Annotated in this window: 16 protein-coding genes; 13 read left to right on the top strand and 3 right to left on the bottom strand. The window is 67.8% G+C overall.

Annotated features, from left to right (window positions below):
• The first annotated feature begins 240 nt into the window (after positions 1 to 240).
• Entirely contained in the window at positions 241 to 1,245 is a 1,005-nt protein-coding gene (locus tag KZI27_RS07985; protein WP_222660433.1) for a carboxypeptidase-like regulatory domain-containing protein, read from the top strand.
• Here the strand turns inward: KZI27_RS07985 and KZI27_RS07980 are convergent.
• Positions 1,242 to 1,955 (bottom strand): GAF and ANTAR domain-containing protein, encoded by a 714-nt coding sequence (locus KZI27_RS07980; protein ID WP_222660431.1) that lies wholly within the window; start codon positions 1,953 to 1,955, stop codon positions 1,242 to 1,244. The genes KZI27_RS07985 and KZI27_RS07980 overlap by 4 nt on opposite strands.
• A gap of 179 nt (positions 1,956 to 2,134) precedes the next feature.
• On the bottom strand, positions 2,135 to 2,749 hold the full coding sequence (locus tag KZI27_RS07975; RefSeq protein ID WP_222660429.1) for a TetR family transcriptional regulator: 615 nt from the start codon (positions 2,747 to 2,749) through the stop codon (positions 2,135 to 2,137).
• Between the two features lie 100 nt (positions 2,750 to 2,849).
• Here KZI27_RS07975 and KZI27_RS07970 point away from each other — a divergent pair, with 100 nt between their 5' ends.
• Entirely contained in the window at positions 2,850 to 3,668 is an 819-nt protein-coding gene (locus KZI27_RS07970; protein ID WP_222660428.1) for an SDR family oxidoreductase, read from the top strand.
• Between the two features lie 90 nt (positions 3,669 to 3,758).
• On the top strand, positions 3,759 to 4,319 hold the full coding sequence (locus KZI27_RS07965; protein ID WP_222660426.1) for an NADPH-dependent FMN reductase: 561 nt from the start codon (positions 3,759 to 3,761) through the stop codon (positions 4,317 to 4,319).
• 43 nt (positions 4,320 to 4,362) lie between these two features.
• Here KZI27_RS07965 and KZI27_RS07960 read toward each other — a convergent pair whose 3' ends face one another.
• On the bottom strand, positions 4,363 to 5,403 hold the full coding sequence (locus KZI27_RS07960) for an NAD(P)-dependent alcohol dehydrogenase (protein ID WP_222660424.1): 1,041 nt from the start codon (positions 5,401 to 5,403) through the stop codon (positions 4,363 to 4,365).
• Positions 5,404 to 5,573: 170 nt separating this feature from the next.
• Between KZI27_RS07960 and KZI27_RS07955 the strand changes: the two genes are divergently transcribed.
• The 10 genes from KZI27_RS07955 to KZI27_RS07910 all read left to right on the top strand — a co-directional run bounded on the left by KZI27_RS07955 (position 5,574) and on the right by KZI27_RS07910 (position 16,397).
• On the top strand, positions 5,574 to 6,449 hold the full coding sequence (locus KZI27_RS07955) for a helix-turn-helix transcriptional regulator (protein ID WP_222660423.1): 876 nt from the start codon (positions 5,574 to 5,576) through the stop codon (positions 6,447 to 6,449).
• Between the two features lie 458 nt (positions 6,450 to 6,907).
• Positions 6,908 to 7,411, top strand: a complete 504-nt coding sequence (locus KZI27_RS07950; protein WP_222660421.1) for a MarR family winged helix-turn-helix transcriptional regulator — start codon at positions 6,908 to 6,910, stop codon at positions 7,409 to 7,411.
• A gap of 271 nt (positions 7,412 to 7,682) precedes the next feature.
• Positions 7,683 to 8,588 carry a hypothetical protein gene (locus KZI27_RS07945; RefSeq protein ID WP_222660419.1) on the top strand — a complete coding sequence of 302 codons (906 nt, stop codon included), beginning with the start codon at positions 7,683 to 7,685 and terminating at the stop codon, positions 8,586 to 8,588.
• Complete coding sequence (locus KZI27_RS07940) at positions 8,576 to 9,868, top strand: hypothetical protein (RefSeq protein ID WP_222660417.1); 1,293 nt, start codon at positions 8,576 to 8,578, stop codon at positions 9,866 to 9,868. Before KZI27_RS07945 ends, KZI27_RS07940 begins: the two co-directional genes overlap by 13 nt.
• Positions 9,865 to 10,527 (top strand): ABC transporter ATP-binding protein, encoded by a 663-nt coding sequence (locus KZI27_RS07935; RefSeq protein ID WP_222660415.1) that lies wholly within the window; start codon positions 9,865 to 9,867, stop codon positions 10,525 to 10,527. Before KZI27_RS07940 ends, KZI27_RS07935 begins: the two co-directional genes overlap by 4 nt.
• A gap of 653 nt (positions 10,528 to 11,180) precedes the next feature.
• Positions 11,181 to 11,879, top strand: a complete 699-nt coding sequence (locus tag KZI27_RS07930) for a hypothetical protein (RefSeq protein WP_222660413.1) — start codon at positions 11,181 to 11,183, stop codon at positions 11,877 to 11,879.
• Between the two features lie 10 nt (positions 11,880 to 11,889).
• A complete protein-coding gene (locus tag KZI27_RS07925) occupies positions 11,890 to 12,192 on the top strand; it encodes a cold shock domain-containing protein (protein ID WP_222660411.1) in 303 nt (100 codons plus the stop codon).
• Between the two features lie 423 nt (positions 12,193 to 12,615).
• Positions 12,616 to 14,418: a histidine-type phosphatase gene (locus KZI27_RS07920; protein WP_222660409.1), complete on the top strand. Its 1,803-nt coding sequence runs from the start codon at positions 12,616 to 12,618 to the stop codon at positions 14,416 to 14,418.
• Positions 14,419 to 14,515: 97 nt separating this feature from the next.
• Positions 14,516 to 15,052 carry a hypothetical protein gene (locus tag KZI27_RS07915; RefSeq protein WP_222660407.1) on the top strand — a complete coding sequence of 179 codons (537 nt, stop codon included), beginning with the start codon at positions 14,516 to 14,518 and terminating at the stop codon, positions 15,050 to 15,052.
• Positions 15,053 to 15,149: 97 nt separating this feature from the next.
• Positions 15,150 to 16,397, top strand: coding sequence for an MFS transporter (locus KZI27_RS07910; RefSeq protein WP_222660405.1), 1,248 nt, complete (start codon positions 15,150 to 15,152; stop codon positions 16,395 to 16,397).
• Positions 16,398 to 16,486: the final 89 nt, after the last annotated feature.

The raw sequence follows: 16,486 nt of genomic DNA, 5'->3' as shown, positions 1-16,486 counted from the left end.
GGCGACTCCCGTGAGACGCGTGTGCGGTCCCGCCTGCCGGAGCAGCGCGGGCTTTTTCCCTCTGCCGACGACAGTAGTGCACGCGACGCTGCGGAGCGCGCACCGCACTGTGCGAGAAGCCGCGGAGACGAGGTACTGAACGCCGACATCCCTGGTGCACAACCGGGACGCCGTTCTTCCCCACCGCCCGCCAGACGCGTACAGTCCCCCGCAAGGTACGACTGGTGGGCGGGGAACGCGATGCGACTGATCACGGGAACGACACTGGTCGTGGCGCTTGCCGCAGCTGCGATGGTCGGCCTGGCACCGCCAGCGGCCGCGGCCGGGTCGGGGACGATCGCTGTGCAACTCGCGGCGCCGGACGGCACCCCGATCAGGTTGGCGGACGTCGAACTCGGTGCGATCGGCGTCGACGCCGTCGTCGGGACCGCCACCACCGATGCCGACGGCACCGCGACGTTCACCGGCATCCCCGCCCCGGACACCGTGACGGTCACCACACGGCAACTCCCGCCGCGCGGAACGCAGACCTACGCCCCCGGACTCCGCTCGGACATCGCGGTCCGCGGTGGCACGACGGTCGCGGTCACCGTGCCGCTCGTGCGCGGCGCCACCGTGCAGGGCGGGGTGGTCGGCCCCTCGGGTCCCGCTGCTGGACGGTTGATGTACGCCTGGAACGAGGACACCTCGCAGGTGTTCCGGACGACCTCGGACAGCGCGGGCCAGTACCGGTTCGTCGGGTTGAGCACCGGGAAGTACCGCATCGAGGCGTACGCCAGCGGCACGGCGTCGCCCGCCGTCTGGAAGACCCGGGTCCACCAGCAGCGCGGGACCCTCCCGGCGTCGCAGGTGACGTTGTCGCAGCACTACGCGCACAGCGACTACGACCTGGTCGTCTCCGCGGCCTCTGCGTCCCTCGCCCCGTCCGCGCAGCTGAGTGGCGCGAGCGTCACGGTGACGAACACGACGACCGGCGCGTCGTTCTCGACCCGGTTCTCGACGCTGCTCGACAGCGAGCAGACGGCGCAGTTCCAGATCCCCTCCGGGCAGTACGTGGTCGAGCTCCGGACGACGGCGACGACCGCGACGCCGGCGCGCGTGCTGTGGCTCGGCCGTCCGGGCGGCGTGTACCGGTACGTGACCGACCGGGCGCAGGCCGTCCCGGTGCGGGTCGTGTTCGGCGGGTTCAACGGCTGGGGTGGGGCGGTGCCGGAGACGTCCGTGGCCGTGGCCGAGGACAACTAGCCGAGGGTGGTCCGTCCGGCGAGGACGGCGAGGGCGACCTCGCCGATCGGGAGTTGATTCCGCCGCGCGTGGTCGCGCAGCAGGGAGAACGCAGTCGCGGTGTCCACCCCGTTCCGGTTCGCGATCCACCCCTTCGCCTGCTCGATGACCGTACGGCTGTCGAGTGCTGCTTGCAGCTGCCCTTGCGTCGCCACCGCGTCGTCGATGGTGCGCTGCTGCATGAGCGAGACCGCTGCGATGTCGGCCAGTGCCCGCGCAGCGATGAGGTCGTCCTCGTCGAACGCGCCGGCGGACTCGCCGAACAGGTTGAGCGATCCGATGACGGTCGTCCGGAGCCGCAGCGGGATCGAGTGGACGGCCGTGTACCCGGCGTCAGCCGCAGCCCGGCAGAAGTGCGGCCATCGCGGCTCGGCCAGTCGGACGTCGGGGATCGAGACCACGCTCCCGGTCCGCGCTGCCTCGAGACAGGGCCCGTCGCCGACTTCGAGCTGCAGGAGCTCGAGCATTCCGCTGTGGTGCCCCACTGAGGCGGTGATCTGCAACCGGTGGTCCGAGCCGAACAGCATCAGCCCGGCAGCGTGGACGTCGAACAACGCCGCCGACTCGTCCACCAGGTGCTGCAGTCGCTTGCTGAGGTCCTCGGAGCTGGTGGCACTGCCGACCAGCGCGATGATCGTCTGCAACAGTCGTCGTTCGCGATCGGCGCCCACGGGGTCACTCCAGATGCTGTGATCAGAAGTGGCCGGTCGTGCCCTGCTCCAGCAGTCGAAGACCGCGTGACACCACCGTACGGCCCGGGGATGCGAACACACCTGGTGCCACGGTGACTCCCCGCTGGATGCTCGTGCGGATCACCGACCCCGGGTACGAACGGCCTGCCGGGTCGCGGTCAACGGCGCTCCTGGACGGCGAGCGCGCCCATGGCCCTGTCCAGCACCTGGTCGAACGGCACGGACTGGTCGGAAGCGAACCAGCTCGCACGAGCGGCCTGCATGCACGCGAACGCTGCTCCGACGATGGCGGATGCTCGCGGATCTCCGTCATCGGACTCGTCCGAACCGATCCGGTTCGCGACACGTCCGATGAGCAGCTGCTGGATCCGCTGCATCTTCTCGAGGTAGCCGGCGGAGAGCTGCGGGGTGCTCCGCACGATCGCTTCCATGGCATCGTTCCGGGCGCGCTGGTGCTCGTCCTGGACGTAGTCGAGGGTGATGTCGAACACCCGCCGCAGGGACTCCCACACCGGCTCGTCGGCGGGGCGCTGATCGAGCGCTTCGGCCATCCGGTCGCCGAAGAGGTCGTACTTGCCGATCACGAGGGCGTCCTTCGACGGGAAGTACCGGAAGAACGTGCGCTTCGACATGCCCGCGGCCGCCGCGATCTGGTCGACGGTCGTCTCCTCGTACCCGTGCTCGAGGAAGAGATCCTGCGCAACGACGGTCAACTCGGTCTGCGCGATCCGACGAGTGCGCTCGCGCATCGTGACCGGACGGGGCTCGCTCATACCCTCAGCATAACCCCAGGAGGCGGACTTGACACCGGGTGTCACTTACGGCGTAGGGTCTACCAATCGTCACTGAGACGCCATCGATCGAAGGAGCACCATGAGCAAGGTCTGGTTCGTCACGGGAGCCTCGAAGGGCTTCGGCCGAGAATTCGTGCTCGCCGCGCTCCAGCGCGGAGACAAGGTCGCCGCCACCGCCCGCAACACCGACACCCTGAACGACCTGGTCGAGCAGTACGGCGACGCCGTGCTCCCCCTCCAGCTCGACGTCACCGACCGCGACCAGGTCGCCGCCGCCGTGCAGGCCGCGCACGAGACGTTCGGATCGCTCGACGTCGTCATCAACAACGCCGGCTACGGCCTCTTCGGCACCGTCGAGGAGATCACCGAGCAGCAGCTCCGCGACCAGCTCGAGACGAACCTGTTCGGCGTCCTCCACGTCACCCAGGCCGTCCTGCCGATCCTCCGCGAGCAGGGCTCGGGCCACATCATCCAGATCTCCACCATCGGCGGCGTCGCCGCGTTCCCGAGCCTCGGCGGCTACCACGCCTCGAAGTGGGCCCTGGAAGGTCTCACCGAGTCGCTCTCGCAGGAAGTCGCCGGCTTCGGCATCAAGGTGACCCTCGTCGAGCCCGGCGGGTTCAACACCGACTGGGCCGGCAGCTCCGCCGTGTTCGCCGACACGCTGCCGCAGTACCAGCCGCTGCACGACGCCATGGCCGAGCAGATGTCCGGCACCGCCAGCCCCGAGCCGGTCGGGTTCGGGTCCGCGATCCTCAAGGTGGTCGATGCCGAGAAGGCGCCGCTCCGGGTGTTCTTCGGCGAGCGGCCCACCCAGATCGCGCCGCACATCTACCAGCAGCGCCTGGCGGAGTGGGCCGAGTGGGCTCCCGTCTCCCGCGAGGCCGAGGGCAAGTAACACCCCACTGGGAGGAGGGGCCGGTCACCACCAGCCGACCCCTCCTCCCGTTTCCGTCCACGCAGCACGTCTCCGAGAAAGCGGCCCCTCATGGCTCCCTTGAACATCGCGATCATCGTCGGCAGCACCCGCCCCGGCCGCAACGGCACCGCCGTCGCCGCTTGGGTGCACGAACAGGCCTCCGGTCGAGAGGCCGCGACGTACGAGATCATCGATCTCGAGGACACGGGCCTGCCTCTGCTCGACGAAGCCATCCCCGCTCTGGTGGGCAAGTACGAGCAACAGCACACCAAGGACTGGGCAGCGACCGTCGCCCGGTTCGACGGGTTCGTGTTCGTCACCCCCGAGTACAACCACAGCACCTCCCCCGCACTGCTGAACGCGCTCGACTACGTCTACGCCGAGTGGAACAACAAGGCCGTCGGGTTCGTCAGCTACGGCACCAGCTACGGCGTCCGCGCCGTCGAGCACCTCCGCGGCGTCGCCGGCGAACTACAGATGGCCGACATCCGCAACCAGGTCCGCTTCGCCCTGCCCAGCGACTTCCCCGACCGCGTCTTCACCCCCGGCCCCGAGCACGCAGAGCAGGCCGCAGACCTCTTCGACCAGCTCGAACTCTGGGCCGGCGCACTCCGCACCGTCCGCTCCTGACCCGAGCGACCTCGGCGGCGATCGGGAGCCGGCCGACTCGGCGTCAGATCGTGCTGGCGTCGAGGACAAACCGGTACCGGACGTCGCTCCTGAGCATCCGCGTGTACGAGTCGTTGATGTCCGTCGCGGCGACGGTCTCGATCTCCGCGCCCAGCCCGTGCTCGGCGCAGAAGTCGAGCATCTCCTGGGTCTCGGCGATGCCGCCGATCATGGAGCCGGCCAGGGCCCGGTTGCCGGCGATCAGGGAGAACGCGTGCAGTGGCAGCGGCTCGTCTGGGATGCCGACCATGACCATGGTCCCCTCGGCGTGCAGGAGACCGAGGTACGCGCCGAGGTCGATCGGGGCAGACACCGTCGACAGGATGAGGTCGAATCGGCCGGCGAGTTCGGTGAAGGTCGCGGCGTCCGACGTCGCACGGTAATCCGCCGCACCGAGGCGCAACCCGTCCTCCCGCTTGCTGAGCGTCTGGGACAGCACCGTGACCTCCGCGCCCATGGCGTGGGCGATCTTCACCGCCATGTGGCCGACGCCGCCGAGTCCGACGACCGCGACCTTCTTGCCGGGGCCGGCGTTCCAGCGCTTCAGCGGCGAGTAGGTGGTGATGCCCGCGCAGAGCAGCGGTGCCGCGACGTCGAGGGGAAGCGCGTCGGGGATCCGCAGCACGAAGGCCTCGGTGACGACGACCTGCTTCGCGTACCCGCCGTACGTCGGCTTCCCGTCGCGACCGATCGCGTTGTACGTGTCGGTGGCACCACGGACGCACTGCTGCTCCTGGCCCGCGAGACAGCGCTCGCACTCGCCGCACGAGTCGACCAGGCACCCCACGCCGACACGGTCGCCGACCTGGTGCGCCGTGACAGCAGAGCCGACAGCGGCCACGATGTCGGCGATCTCGTGCCCGGGGACCATCGGGTACATGCCCGGGCCCCATTCGTCGCGGGTCAGGTGGATGTCGGTGTGGCACAGACCGGTGAAGCGGACGTCGATGAGGACGTCGTGCGCACCGAGTTCTCGGAGCTCGACCGACGACGGTTCCAAGAGCGCTCCGGCGGCGGCAGCGGCGTAGGCGGGGACGATCGGCATGGGTGGTTCTCCTCGACGGTGGTGCCGGAGCAGGATCAGTCCTGCCCCACGAACCCCTCAACACTCCCTCGGAACGACGGCCCGAGCCAGACTCCCCTGTTGCGTACGTCCATCGTGGGTACCACTGGCAGTGGTGGGACAACCGGAACGATCACCCACATACTGGGCTGATGAGCTCCTCCTCTTCGACCGAGCCGCTGGTGACGGCGGACGAGGACGAAGGTCGCGAGCTGGGCCGCTTCCTCGCTGCGAAGCGAGCTCGGATCCGACCGGGCGACGTCGGGCTACCGGGTGGCGGGCGTCGGCGGGTGCCGGGGCTGCGTCGCGAGGAGGTCGCGATGCTCGCCGGTGTCTCCCCGGCCTACTACACGCGCCTCGAACAGGGCGACGTCGGTCGTGTGTCCGACGAGGGCGTCGGTGCGCTCGCGCAGGCACTCCACCTCAGCCACGCGGAGACCGACCACTTCTTCCGGCTCGCGAACCCGCGAGGAGAAGCACGCCGGGAAGCCTGCAGCCGCACCGCGGTCCGGCCAGCGCTGCAGGGGCTGCTGGACGTGCTCGTCGACGTGCCGGCCCTGGTCATCGGCCGCCGGTCGGACATCCTGGCCTGGAACGGACTCGGGTCGATCGTGTTCGGCGGGCTCCACGACCTGCGCGAGGAGCGGAACCTGGCACGGCTCGTGTTCCTCGACCCGGCCTACCGGGACCTGTTCGTCGACTGGGACCAGAAGGCCGCCGACGTCGTCGGGCAGCTCCGGGTGGACGCCGGCTTCCACCCGAGCGATCCTCACCTTTCGGCCCTCGTCGGCGAGCTCGCCGTGCGGAGTGACCCGTTCGCACGCCTCTGGGCCCGGCACGAGATCCGGGAACGCTGCCACGGCGTCCAGCAGCTGCGCCACCCAGAGGTCGGCCTGCTCGACCTGCACGTCGAGACCTTCCGCGTCGCCGGAGAAGACGACAAGAGCCTCGTCACCTACCGGGCCGCACCGGGGTCGACGACGCTGGAGTCGTTGCGCATGCTCGGCAGCTGGGCCGCAGCGGCCTGAACCTCCGGGTTCGCGGCGCACACGGAGCTTCGGGGGTCAGAGTCGGTTGCGATGAGGGCGCCGGCGGACCCGAACCGTGTCTTCCCTCATCGCGGTGCGGGAGCATGACCCGAATCAGCGCTCCCGCACCCGCCGTGAGCCCCTGAGCCCGCCCGGCGATCCGGTACTCGGACCGCCAGTCGACGTGTTCTCAGTAAGCGCCTGTTTCCGCCGATCTCCGAGGATCCAGGCGACTTGCCAGGTTGGTTGAATCCGTGAACGACTTTCTAGCCGTGAGACGCGGGTCTGGTTCAATCCGTGAACAATCGGCATCGAAGGGTGCCGTATCCGGTGCTGAACCGGACCACGATCAATCGGCAGAAAGGGACGCAGACACCAGTCGCATGTGCTTCCATGGCCACTCGCGGATGTTCACCGATCACTGACGGATAGTCGCGGACCCGATCGAAAGGTCCACCATGAGCAGCCTCGCCCACTCACTGCAGTCCGGAGAACCGACGCCGGACGACGATGGTCCCGCCACACTCATGGCGGCGATGTCGGCGATGCAGACTGCCGACGCCCTCCTGCGGTGGCGACTCCGCGATCGTCTCACGCTCCGCGCGAACGAGATCATGGCGCTCGAGTTCGTGATGCGCCTCGACCACCTGCGGGAGCCCGTCCGGGCGACCGACGTCGCGAACGCGCTCGGGGTGAGCCGTGGTGCGAGCACCATCATCCTCGCCAGGCTCGTCGAACGCGGATACCTCACGCGGACCAGCAACCCGCGCGACGGACGCGGCCACCACTTCCACTTCACGGAGGTCGCGGCGCGCGAGGTGGCCGAAGCGGTCGGCGACTCCCGGCACGAGATCGACGCACTCGTGTCCGGGCTGTCCCCCCGAGAGTCACGACGGATCACCGCGCTCCTCATCGCGATCACCGGGACGCTCGACCGCGGGGGCGTCGTCCAGCCGACCTGAGCACACCCCGACGAGCACATCCGCGTCGCGCGCCTCCGAGGATCCGTGCATGAGCCCGCCTGAGGGATCGCGCGTCACGGGCGGATGACGGACGGGAGGCCCGGTGCCAGCTGGCATCGAGCCTCCCGTCTGTCCGTGGTCGCGCTGCAGATCCTCCATCACGCGTCCGCAGGGCGGGCGCGACGACGACACCTTCCTTGGCAAAAGCTTCTACGTCTGACATGTTAACGGCTGATTATCGTTCACATCCACTGAGGCGGGAGGAGAAGACGTGACGAAGCAACAGATCACAGCGATCGCTGGCCTGCTCCTGCTAGCCATGGTGTTGACGGTCCTGATCGGGGTGTTCGACGCTCGCCGACGTGTGATCGCCGCGGAAGGCAATGACCTCCGCACGGGCCAGAGCGCGTGGGTGACCGCGACCCTCGGCGATCTCGATCGTGCGCGGAGCGCGTTCGAACCGGGAACCAAGGTGTTCGTGGAACTCGATGATCGTGTCCGAGCCGTTGCGATGCTGTCGGGACGGTGGACAGACGTCCCACTGCACGACGGGCACGCACTGACCGGCGGTCCCGGCGAAGCCCTCGCCGGCGCCGACGTCAGTGTCCACGGTGACGACATCGCGGTCGGTGGCAAGACGTACACCGTGGTGGGACACCTTGGCGTGCGGGCGGACAGTCTGCTGTCCGGTGATGTGGTCCTCGCCGATCCGTCGCTGTTCTCGGCGTCACCACAGCGGCTGCTCCTGGACGGCCCGAACAGTGTCCGCCACTACAACGCACAGTTCCCTGGCCGAAGCGTCGAGATCATCGACGACGGCACGAACCGCAGGACGAACGTCGACGCCGTGTCGCCGGTCCTGGTCGCCCTCGGCGCGCTCGTCGTCGTGCTCATCGCCGTGGTCGCAGGTCTGCAGGCTGGACGATGGGAACTCCGCACCGCCACCGTCCGCTTCACCACCGGGTTCCGACCGCTGAACACCCTTCGCAGCGCTGCCGCCAGAGTCGCTGTGATCGGCACCGCCGCCTGTACGACCGCCCTCGCGGGCGCGTCGGTCGTCAGGCAGACCACCACCCTCGACCTCGACCTCACCACCGCCATCGTCGCGGTCGGAAGCGTCGTGTTTGCCGTGTCCGTCACTTCGTTCTGGCAGGGAAGCCGTCGATGGAACTGCTGAACGACCTCCGGTCCAACTGGCCGATCATCGTCGCCAAGATCGTCCTGCTCGCGCTGCTCGCACTCTGCTGGTACAACGTGGCGTCGTTCACCCAGTCCACATCGCAGGCCGTGGCCCAGGGCTTGTCCGCTGACGCCGACGTCGACCTCTACACGGTGATCGACGATCTCGACCCGGACGCTTTCGAAGCGATCCGGCGAGACCAGCACGCGCTCGACGAAGTCGCCTCGTTCGTCGATCGCATCGACGACGAGCCCGGATTCGACTTCATCTCCTCGTACGACCAACCCGTCGCCGTGCAGGACTTCCGCGGCGACGACCGCTTCGACGTCGGTTACGGCACCGAGTACACACTCAACGGGAAGTACCAGGACGAATCGGGGCGAAGTGTTCAGGACATCAAGTCGATCCAACTCAACGAGACCGCGTACGAGTTCGCGGGGCTCTCCGTGCAGGACGGCGAGCCGATCGAGTGGGATGCCGTCGACTGGGGGGCCGGCCAGATGCCGGTGCTCCTGGGCGCTGAGTACCGCGGCGTGTACGAGCTCGGACAGCGACTCACCGGCTCGGTCATCCTGCAGGAGCAGGAGCTCGAGGTCGTCGGTTTCCTCGAACCGAACAGTGCCATGTACTTCCGCGGTGATGCCAACCACTACCTCGACGACACCGTCATCGTGCCCTACCCGCCGACACTCGCCGGACTCGATCGAGCAGCACTCGACCGGCTGGATCCCGAGCTGTTCGGACGCCTGGTGTTCCAGGTACTCAACGCCGACCTCGCCGTTGATCGCAGCCTCGATTTTGGTGGCGTCGTCGCGCGACTCGACGCGATCGGAGACGACACCGGCTTCCGGTCGTACACGTTGCTCGGAGTACCGACCTACCTCGTGCAGCTCTCCCTCGTCCGCCAGCTCATCCAGGACAACCTGGTGCTCGTCACCGCGCTGCTCGTCTCGCTCACCGCGGGAGTGAGCGTCATCACGGCGTTTCTCAACCGACTACTCCATCACCGTCGAGCGCCAGTCGCGCGGGTGCACCATCTCCTCGGAAAGAGTCCGAACCACACGAACCGACTGTTCCGCGCAAGCCGCCTCACCGAGTACACCGCCGCGTTCGGGCTGTTCCTCGCGATCAGCGCGCTTCTCCCCAACGACAGCGCGACGGCTCGATTCGGCGCAGGCACCGTCCTCCTGCTCTGGTGCGTGGTGGACGGCGCGGTCAGCCGACGAGCCGTCCGCATCGAACTGACCACCCGGCGTCGAAGAGGTATCCCACGATGATCGCGCTGCGCGACGTCTCGAAGACCATCACCGAGCCCGACGGATCGACCCGAGCGCTGTTCGACCGACTCGATTTCGACCTTCGCGACGACGATCGGTCAGTAGCCATCACCGGGCGGAGCGGATCCGGCAAGAGCACGCTGCTCCGGATCCTCGCCGGCCTTGACACCGACTTCCGGGGGACCTACGAGCACGACGGGCACGTGCTCGAGCGCACCACATCCAGAATGGCGGCGCACCGGCTCCGTCACATCGGCATCGTCACCCAGGATCACAACCTGCTCGGCGACCGCAGCGTGCTCGACAACGTCCGGCTCGGCGTTCCTGCTCGCGCTGACTCGGTCGACCGAGCACATGACGCCCTCGAGGCGGTCGGCATCAGTCACCTCGCCGGCAAGCGCCCACGACGACTCTCGGGAGGAGAAGCGCAGCGCGTCGCGATCGCTCGAGCCATCGCGAAGCGCCCCGCCGTCGTCCTCGCCGATGAGCCGACCGGCGCACTGGACGAGACGACCGAGGACGACGTGCTCGCGCTCTTCGATCAGCTGCAGCGAGCTGGGACCACGTTCGTGATCGTCACGCACAGTGAGCGCGTTGCACAGCGATGCGGACGGCAGCTCCACCTGCAACACGAGCAGCTCATCGAGTGCGACTCCTGACGGATGCAGAAGCAAACGAAAGCGCAACCACTCTCCCTGCTGCACCGGAGGCGCAGGAGTTCTCCGCAGTGGTCAGGTGCAGGGGCAGGTCCAGGTCCAGGTCACGCCGACGCGGACATCACCGGCCTGCGTCATCTCCTGGCCTTCCGGCTCAAGATCACGTCGAACCGTGCCGTCGCACCGCTCTGCGACCAGATTGCGCGTCCGGCGCGCCAGGCATCCGGGTCGCAGCTGCACGCTCGGATGTTGCCGTCGACATCCCCGAGGGTCCGGGGGCCGTTGCAGTGGAAGCGGCTGGCGATGCCTTCTGCCCACTCGGGCACGCCCGGTTCGATGGGTGCGGCGTTCGTGGTCGTGGTGGTATCGGCTCGCCGTTCGTCATCGTCAGCAGGAAATCCCACTCGTCACGATGGATCTCGGAGGCGGCTCCGCCGGCACGTCAGTCCGACCGATTGACACACATTGCGCGAATTGTTCCGATTTGGAACGGCCTCATCGCGATCGCACTCACGTCGTTTGTGGACTGAGGCTTCGCACAGATTGACGCGATAATCCGGCATCTGCGGCGGTGATTTCCGAACGTATCTTGTCAGAAGCGGTGCCGCATGCTTTGCTCCCGCTTATGCGGCAAGGGGCCGCTCGAGGGGAACACCATGCGAATCACACAGAAGCGCTCCGCGTTCTGGACATTGCCATTCGGGGCCGTCCTTCTTTCCATCACTCTCGCGGCGCCGGCCCACGCGGCCACCGTAGCCGACGCCGATCAGCCGGTGCTGTCCAGCACACTGACGATCACCAACAGCGACGGAACGTCGAAGACCACGACCTCGACCGGCACGCTGCAGTCGATCCAAGACGTCACGCCGTCTGACGATGTCGACTCAGATCAGCCGGCAACAGCCACCGCGCGGTCGGCGGCCACGAGTACAGCTGCCCAGTCGGTTGCGAGTCCCGCCGTCGCCGGTCCGCAGGGCGCCAAGTTGCTGTGCAACAAGTTCTACAAATTCTCGGACGCGAACCTCAGCTACACAGTCCAGCACCAGTGCGGCGGCAACACCGTTCCCTGGGGCATCAAGCTCTCGACGGCAGATTGCGCAACAGCTACGGGTCTCGTCACAGAAGCTCCGCAGCACTGGACGAAGAATGGTGTCACGCAGAAGGCGCAGTCTGGACACACCGTGAACTGCTCGTATCAGTTCCACGGTAACTACAGCGGGTCACCTGACGGAACGCACATCGCCTACTCGGGTGTCTACACCTGGCGTGTGAAGGGCGACGGCACCGCCACCCTCCAGGTGTACGGTTCCTTCACCGCGACAGGCAACCGCTGCGGTTCCGCTACCTCCTGCTGAGGGGACACCGATGCCAGATTCCGGAATCGTGCGCAGTTGGAACTCCGACGAAGGATGGGGCGTCGTCGACGTTGATGACGTCGACGACGGCATCTGGGTGCATTTCAGTTCGGTCGAAGGTCGTCCATTCGGATTTCTCAACGTCGGGGAACCAGTGACGGTCGACTGGGAGCCAGTTGAGCATTCGCCCTATCCCGCGCAGGCAACGCGAGTCATTGTGGCAACGAACGATGAGCCCGCCGGTGACCAGGCCAACTCCAGCGCTCTGAACTCCATCCTGACAATTGACTGGGACGCGGACAGGAAAGAGTGACGACCTCCTTTGCAGACTGAAGCGCCACGGACCATCGGCCGACACAGCCTGGGCCGTGGCGTTTCTGTGCCGGTCCGCGCGATCCGAGGACAATCCGTGGTGTGGAAGAACCGAGGGCTCATCGCTGTCGGGGACGGCCTCAGCCTGGCCGTCACGCTGAGGTTTGGGGTTACCAGGGGCGCGTCGACGAACGGGTTGGCCCATCTCCTTCAGGAGAGAGCTCGTGATCGACTCCGACGTGAGCGGGGATCCCGCCTCCCCGCCGCACGACGTGTCCTCGGTTGGCCTCTGTTCTGGTGTCTCGGCCTCGGTTGCCGTACCCGGCAGCACCGTCAGGTCACCCCCGGGTCAAGCGCTGTTCACTCGCTGCCGCTAACTCTGCTTGTCGGACCGCCGCCCGAGGGTCCCGATACCGGAGGACCCATGAACACCCGCACTGCGCTGTCCTGCGTTGCCGTCGCTGCTCTCGCCTCGCTGATGCTCGCGGTACCGGCGCACGCCGACGGCGAGGCCAGCTTCTACAGCAGCAAGCAGCCCTACATCGCCCCCAGCCAGTCGGACATCGACGCCTATTCGCCGGCGCCGCCGGGCTACGCCCCCGTCGCCACGGAGTCGGTCGCCCGACACGGATCTCGGGGGCTCTCCGCGTACAAGTACGACGCGCTGCTGCACCGTCTCGCCGCGACCGCGCAGGCCGAGAACGGGTTCCTGACTCTTGAGATCGGGAGAGAGTTCTCCGCGAACCTCGACGCCATCACAGCGGCGAACGTCGCGAACGGCTACGGCATGCTCACCGGTCAGGGCGCCGCTCAGCACCAGGGCATCGGAGCGCGAGCAGCACAGCGCAACAAGCAGCTGTTCGCAGCTGCGGCCAAGACGGGCGGGCGCGTCGTCGCCGAGACCTCGGGTGAGTCTCGCGCAACGGAGTCGGGCGAGAACTTCGTGCGGGGCTTCGGGGCCGCGGGCGTCAAGCTCGAACCGCGCCCCGACCTGCTCTACTTCCACGAGGTCGAGAACCCGGAGGGCACCGACAAGGCCGAGGGGTCACCCGAGCGCAAGCGCGCACAGGCGTACGAGGACTACATCGCCCAACAGACCGGTGACGGCGGCACGATCGCGGCGGCCTTGCAGTACATCGAGGCGAAGCCGCGATCGGTCGAGGCGGCGAAGGACCTGCTCTCCGGCATCTTCACGCCCGAGTTCATCTCCGCGATCGGGACGGACAAGGCACACATCTGGTACAACACCGCCGACGGCTCCAAGGGCGGTGCGGTGGCGTGCGCGCCCGGCGCCGACACGAAGGCCGATCCCGATGCCTGCGGCGACCCGAAGAAGTCGATCAAGAGCACAGTCGATGCGGCGATGGCGCTGTACAACCTGTACATCATCGCGGCGGACATGCAAGAGGAGAACGTCGCTCCGCACGAGTTCGACTTCGCGCAGTACTTCGCTGGCCGACCGGCGGATGCCGAGTGGTTCGCGTACTTGCTCGATGCGGAGGACTTCTACGAGAAGGGCCCGAGCCTCACCGGTCACGACGAGACCTACTCGATCGCCAAGCCCCTGCTCGACGACTTCTTCGCCACGATCGACGCCCGCGTCGCCGGCGGCGACGTGGTCGGGACCTTCCGCTTCGCACACGCCGAGACGATCATCCCGTTCGCTGCGCTGTTGCGTCTGCCAGGATCGACCGTTGCCGCACCCGACGACGCCGCTCCGGCATCGGACGCCGACGTCTACGACTACGCCAACAACCCGTGGCGAGGTTCTGAAATGACGCCGATGGCTGCGAACGTGCAGTGGGACGTCGTGTCGCGAGCGGGCATCGACCCCGCTACCGGAGCGGCCTACACGCCGCTCGTGCGCATGCTCTACAACGAGCGGGAGATCGCGTTCGCCTCCGGGTGCCGTGCAGTCGCCGCAGGGTCGAACTGGGTCAAGGAGACCGAGCTCAAGCACTGCCTCACCGGTACGGCGATGACCGAGAGCCCGCTGATCGCGGCAGCCACGCCGGGACCGACCGTGACACCCACTGCGGAGTCCACGCAGACCTCGACCGTGACACCAGCGACTCGGGGCACCGGCACACCGACGGCCCGGGCGACGGGCACGCTGGCCGCGACCGGAGCGCAGGCGCCCGTTGGACCGGCGCTGCTCGCGACACTGCTCCTCCTGGCCGGTGCCGGGACGCTGGCACTGCGTCGCCGGCGTCGTCAGACCGAGTGAAACCGATGCGGAGTGGCGGCTTCCCTCGGTGACCGAGCCACTACCGGGCACCGTGGACGAGGGGTGGTCATCGGGGTGCCCCTGCGAGACTCGCCAGATGGACCTCGACGACCTCGGCCAGCGGATCTGCATCCTGGGGCCATCGAACAGCGGCAAGTCAACCCTCGCGGCAGCCATCGGCCGAGCCCGCTCGCTCCCTGTGATCCACCTCGACCAGTACCGCCACCTGCCCGGAACACAGTGGGTCGAGCGCCCGGACCCCGATTTTGAGCGCATGCACAACGAGGCGATGGACACCGATCATTGGGTCATCGACGGCAACTACTCGCGCTGGCTCCCCGGCCGGTTACGGCGATCGACTGGTCTGGTGCTGCTGGACGCCTCGACGGCAGCAAGCATCGTCCGTTACTTCCGTCGCAGTCTCTTCGAGCCCGACCGTGCTGGGAGCTTGGACGGTACTCGCGACCGTGTCCGCATCGAGATGGTCCGGTTCCTGCTCGGACCCGCCAGGAAGAACCGTCCCCGGTATCGGCACGTCTTCGACGAGTTCGATCGGCCGAAAGTGTCTCTGCCGGACCCTGCGGCCTTGGAGGAGTACTACCGCCGGAACAACCTGGCTCGGCGAAGTCCATGACCACTGACCCCTCCGATGGACGATCGGGTACCGAGACAGAAACGGGTGGTGTGTGAACTGTCTTGCTCCCAGCGTTGCGCTCTGCCAGCGTTGGCGCATGGGCGACGACGTGACCACGCTGCGTCGAGTGCACGGGTTCCGCGCGTACTGGTCTGCCGCGACCGTCTCGTCGTTCGGATCGGCAGTGAGCGCGGTCGCCGTACCGGTTCTCGCGGTGACGGTTCTGCACGCCAGCCCCCTCGAGGTGGGGCTGGTGAACGCTGCCCAGTTCCTGCCGTACGCGTTGTTCGGTCTGATCATCGGCGCGTACGTCGATCGGTTCCGGCGCAAGCCACTCCTGATCTGGGCGAGCGTCGGTCGTGGCGTGTGCCTGGGCGCGATCCCGGTGCTCTGGTCGACCGGGCTCTTGAACCTCTGGGTGACCGCGGCGGCCTTGTTCGTGTTCGGCATCTTGTCCGTTGTGGGATTCGCCGCGACGCAGTCCCTCCTCCCCCGGATCGTGCCTCGCCCTCTCCTCCTGGCAGCGAATGCGCGGGTGGACCAGAGTGACGCGGCAGCGCAGACGGTGGGCCCGGCTCTCGGAGGTGTCCTGGTCAGCATCGTGACCGCGCCGTTCGCGATCGCCATTGACGCGGTCAGCTACTTCGTCGACGCTGTCCTCATCGCGCGAGTCCGCGTCATCGAGCAGCAGCCAGCGCGTCCCGCGGGTACGAGGCTGCGGAGCGACATCGCCGAAGGCCTGCGGTGGACGTACGGTCATCCGATGCTCGCACCGCTGGCGCTGTCGACACATCTCTGGTTCCTGGCCAACGCCGCCGGGTTGACGGTGTTCGCGACACTCGCGCTCCGCACCCTCGCGCTCCCAGCGGCCGTGTACGGGGGCATCCTCGCCCTCAGCGGCGTCGCGATGCTCCTCGGCGCCACTGCGGCGCCGCGCCTCGGCACCCGCTTCGGTGCCGGCCGGACGATCATCGCCGCTCGAGCCGCGTACCCGATCGCGTGGGCGGCCATCGCGCTCGCGACCGTTGGCATCGGCGTCGCAGCACCGCCGGCGACCGTCGTGGTCTTGTTCGCCGCCTTCGCCGTTCACGGCCTTGCGGCGGGGTGCGAGAACGCGAACGAGATGAGCCTCCGCCAGACCGTCACACCCGATGCGCTCCTCGGTCGGGTGAACGGCACGATGCGCAGCGCGAACAGAACCCTTGCGGCTGCGGGAGCAGTGAGCGGCGGCGCTCTGATGACCGTCGCTGGGGATGGCGTCGCACTGCTCGCGGTGACCCTCGTGTTCTCTGGCGCCGTCGTCGTGGCGATGGGATCACCACTCAGGACGAACGCTGGTCGATAGAGAATCGACTACCGAAGGGCAAGCACTCGACTGTCCTTCTTTCGTCCGCCGGTACCGGCGCACCGCGCCTCCCGTCCGCAGTTTCAGCC

This window comes from Curtobacterium sp. TC1 (assembly GCF_019844075.1).
GTDB lineage: Bacteria > Actinomycetota > Actinomycetes > Actinomycetales > Microbacteriaceae > Curtobacterium.
This window is presented reverse-complemented; position numbering and strand designations above follow the sequence as displayed.

Excerpts from the sequence above, each read along its gene's own strand:
- KZI27_RS07985 (WP_222660433.1), top strand. The coding sequence starts at position 241 with ATGCGACTGATCACGGGAACGACACTGGTCGTGGCGCTTGCCGCAGCT.
- KZI27_RS07975 (WP_222660429.1), bottom strand. The coding sequence starts at position 2,749 with ATGAGCGAGCCCCGTCCGGTCACGATGCGCGAGCGCACTCGTCGGATC.
- KZI27_RS07970 (WP_222660428.1), top strand. The coding sequence starts at position 2,850 with ATGAGCAAGGTCTGGTTCGTCACGGGAGCCTCGAAGGGCTTCGGCCGA.
- KZI27_RS07965 (WP_222660426.1), top strand. The coding sequence starts at position 3,759 with ATGGCTCCCTTGAACATCGCGATCATCGTCGGCAGCACCCGCCCCGGC.
- KZI27_RS07960 (WP_222660424.1), bottom strand. The coding sequence starts at position 5,403 with ATGCCGATCGTCCCCGCCTACGCCGCTGCCGCCGCCGGAGCGCTCTTG.
- KZI27_RS07955 (WP_222660423.1), top strand. The coding sequence starts at position 5,574 with ATGAGCTCCTCCTCTTCGACCGAGCCGCTGGTGACGGCGGACGAGGAC.
- KZI27_RS07950 (WP_222660421.1), top strand. The coding sequence starts at position 6,908 with ATGAGCAGCCTCGCCCACTCACTGCAGTCCGGAGAACCGACGCCGGAC.
- KZI27_RS07940 (WP_222660417.1), top strand. The coding sequence starts at position 8,576 with ATGGAACTGCTGAACGACCTCCGGTCCAACTGGCCGATCATCGTCGCC.
- KZI27_RS07935 (WP_222660415.1), top strand. The coding sequence starts at position 9,865 with ATGATCGCGCTGCGCGACGTCTCGAAGACCATCACCGAGCCCGACGGA.
- KZI27_RS07930 (WP_222660413.1), top strand. The coding sequence starts at position 11,181 with ATGCGAATCACACAGAAGCGCTCCGCGTTCTGGACATTGCCATTCGGG.
- KZI27_RS07925 (WP_222660411.1), top strand. The coding sequence starts at position 11,890 with ATGCCAGATTCCGGAATCGTGCGCAGTTGGAACTCCGACGAAGGATGG.
- KZI27_RS07920 (WP_222660409.1), top strand. The coding sequence starts at position 12,616 with ATGAACACCCGCACTGCGCTGTCCTGCGTTGCCGTCGCTGCTCTCGCC.
- KZI27_RS07915 (WP_222660407.1), top strand. The coding sequence starts at position 14,516 with ATGGACCTCGACGACCTCGGCCAGCGGATCTGCATCCTGGGGCCATCG.
- KZI27_RS07910 (WP_222660405.1), top strand. The coding sequence starts at position 15,150 with ATGGGCGACGACGTGACCACGCTGCGTCGAGTGCACGGGTTCCGCGCG.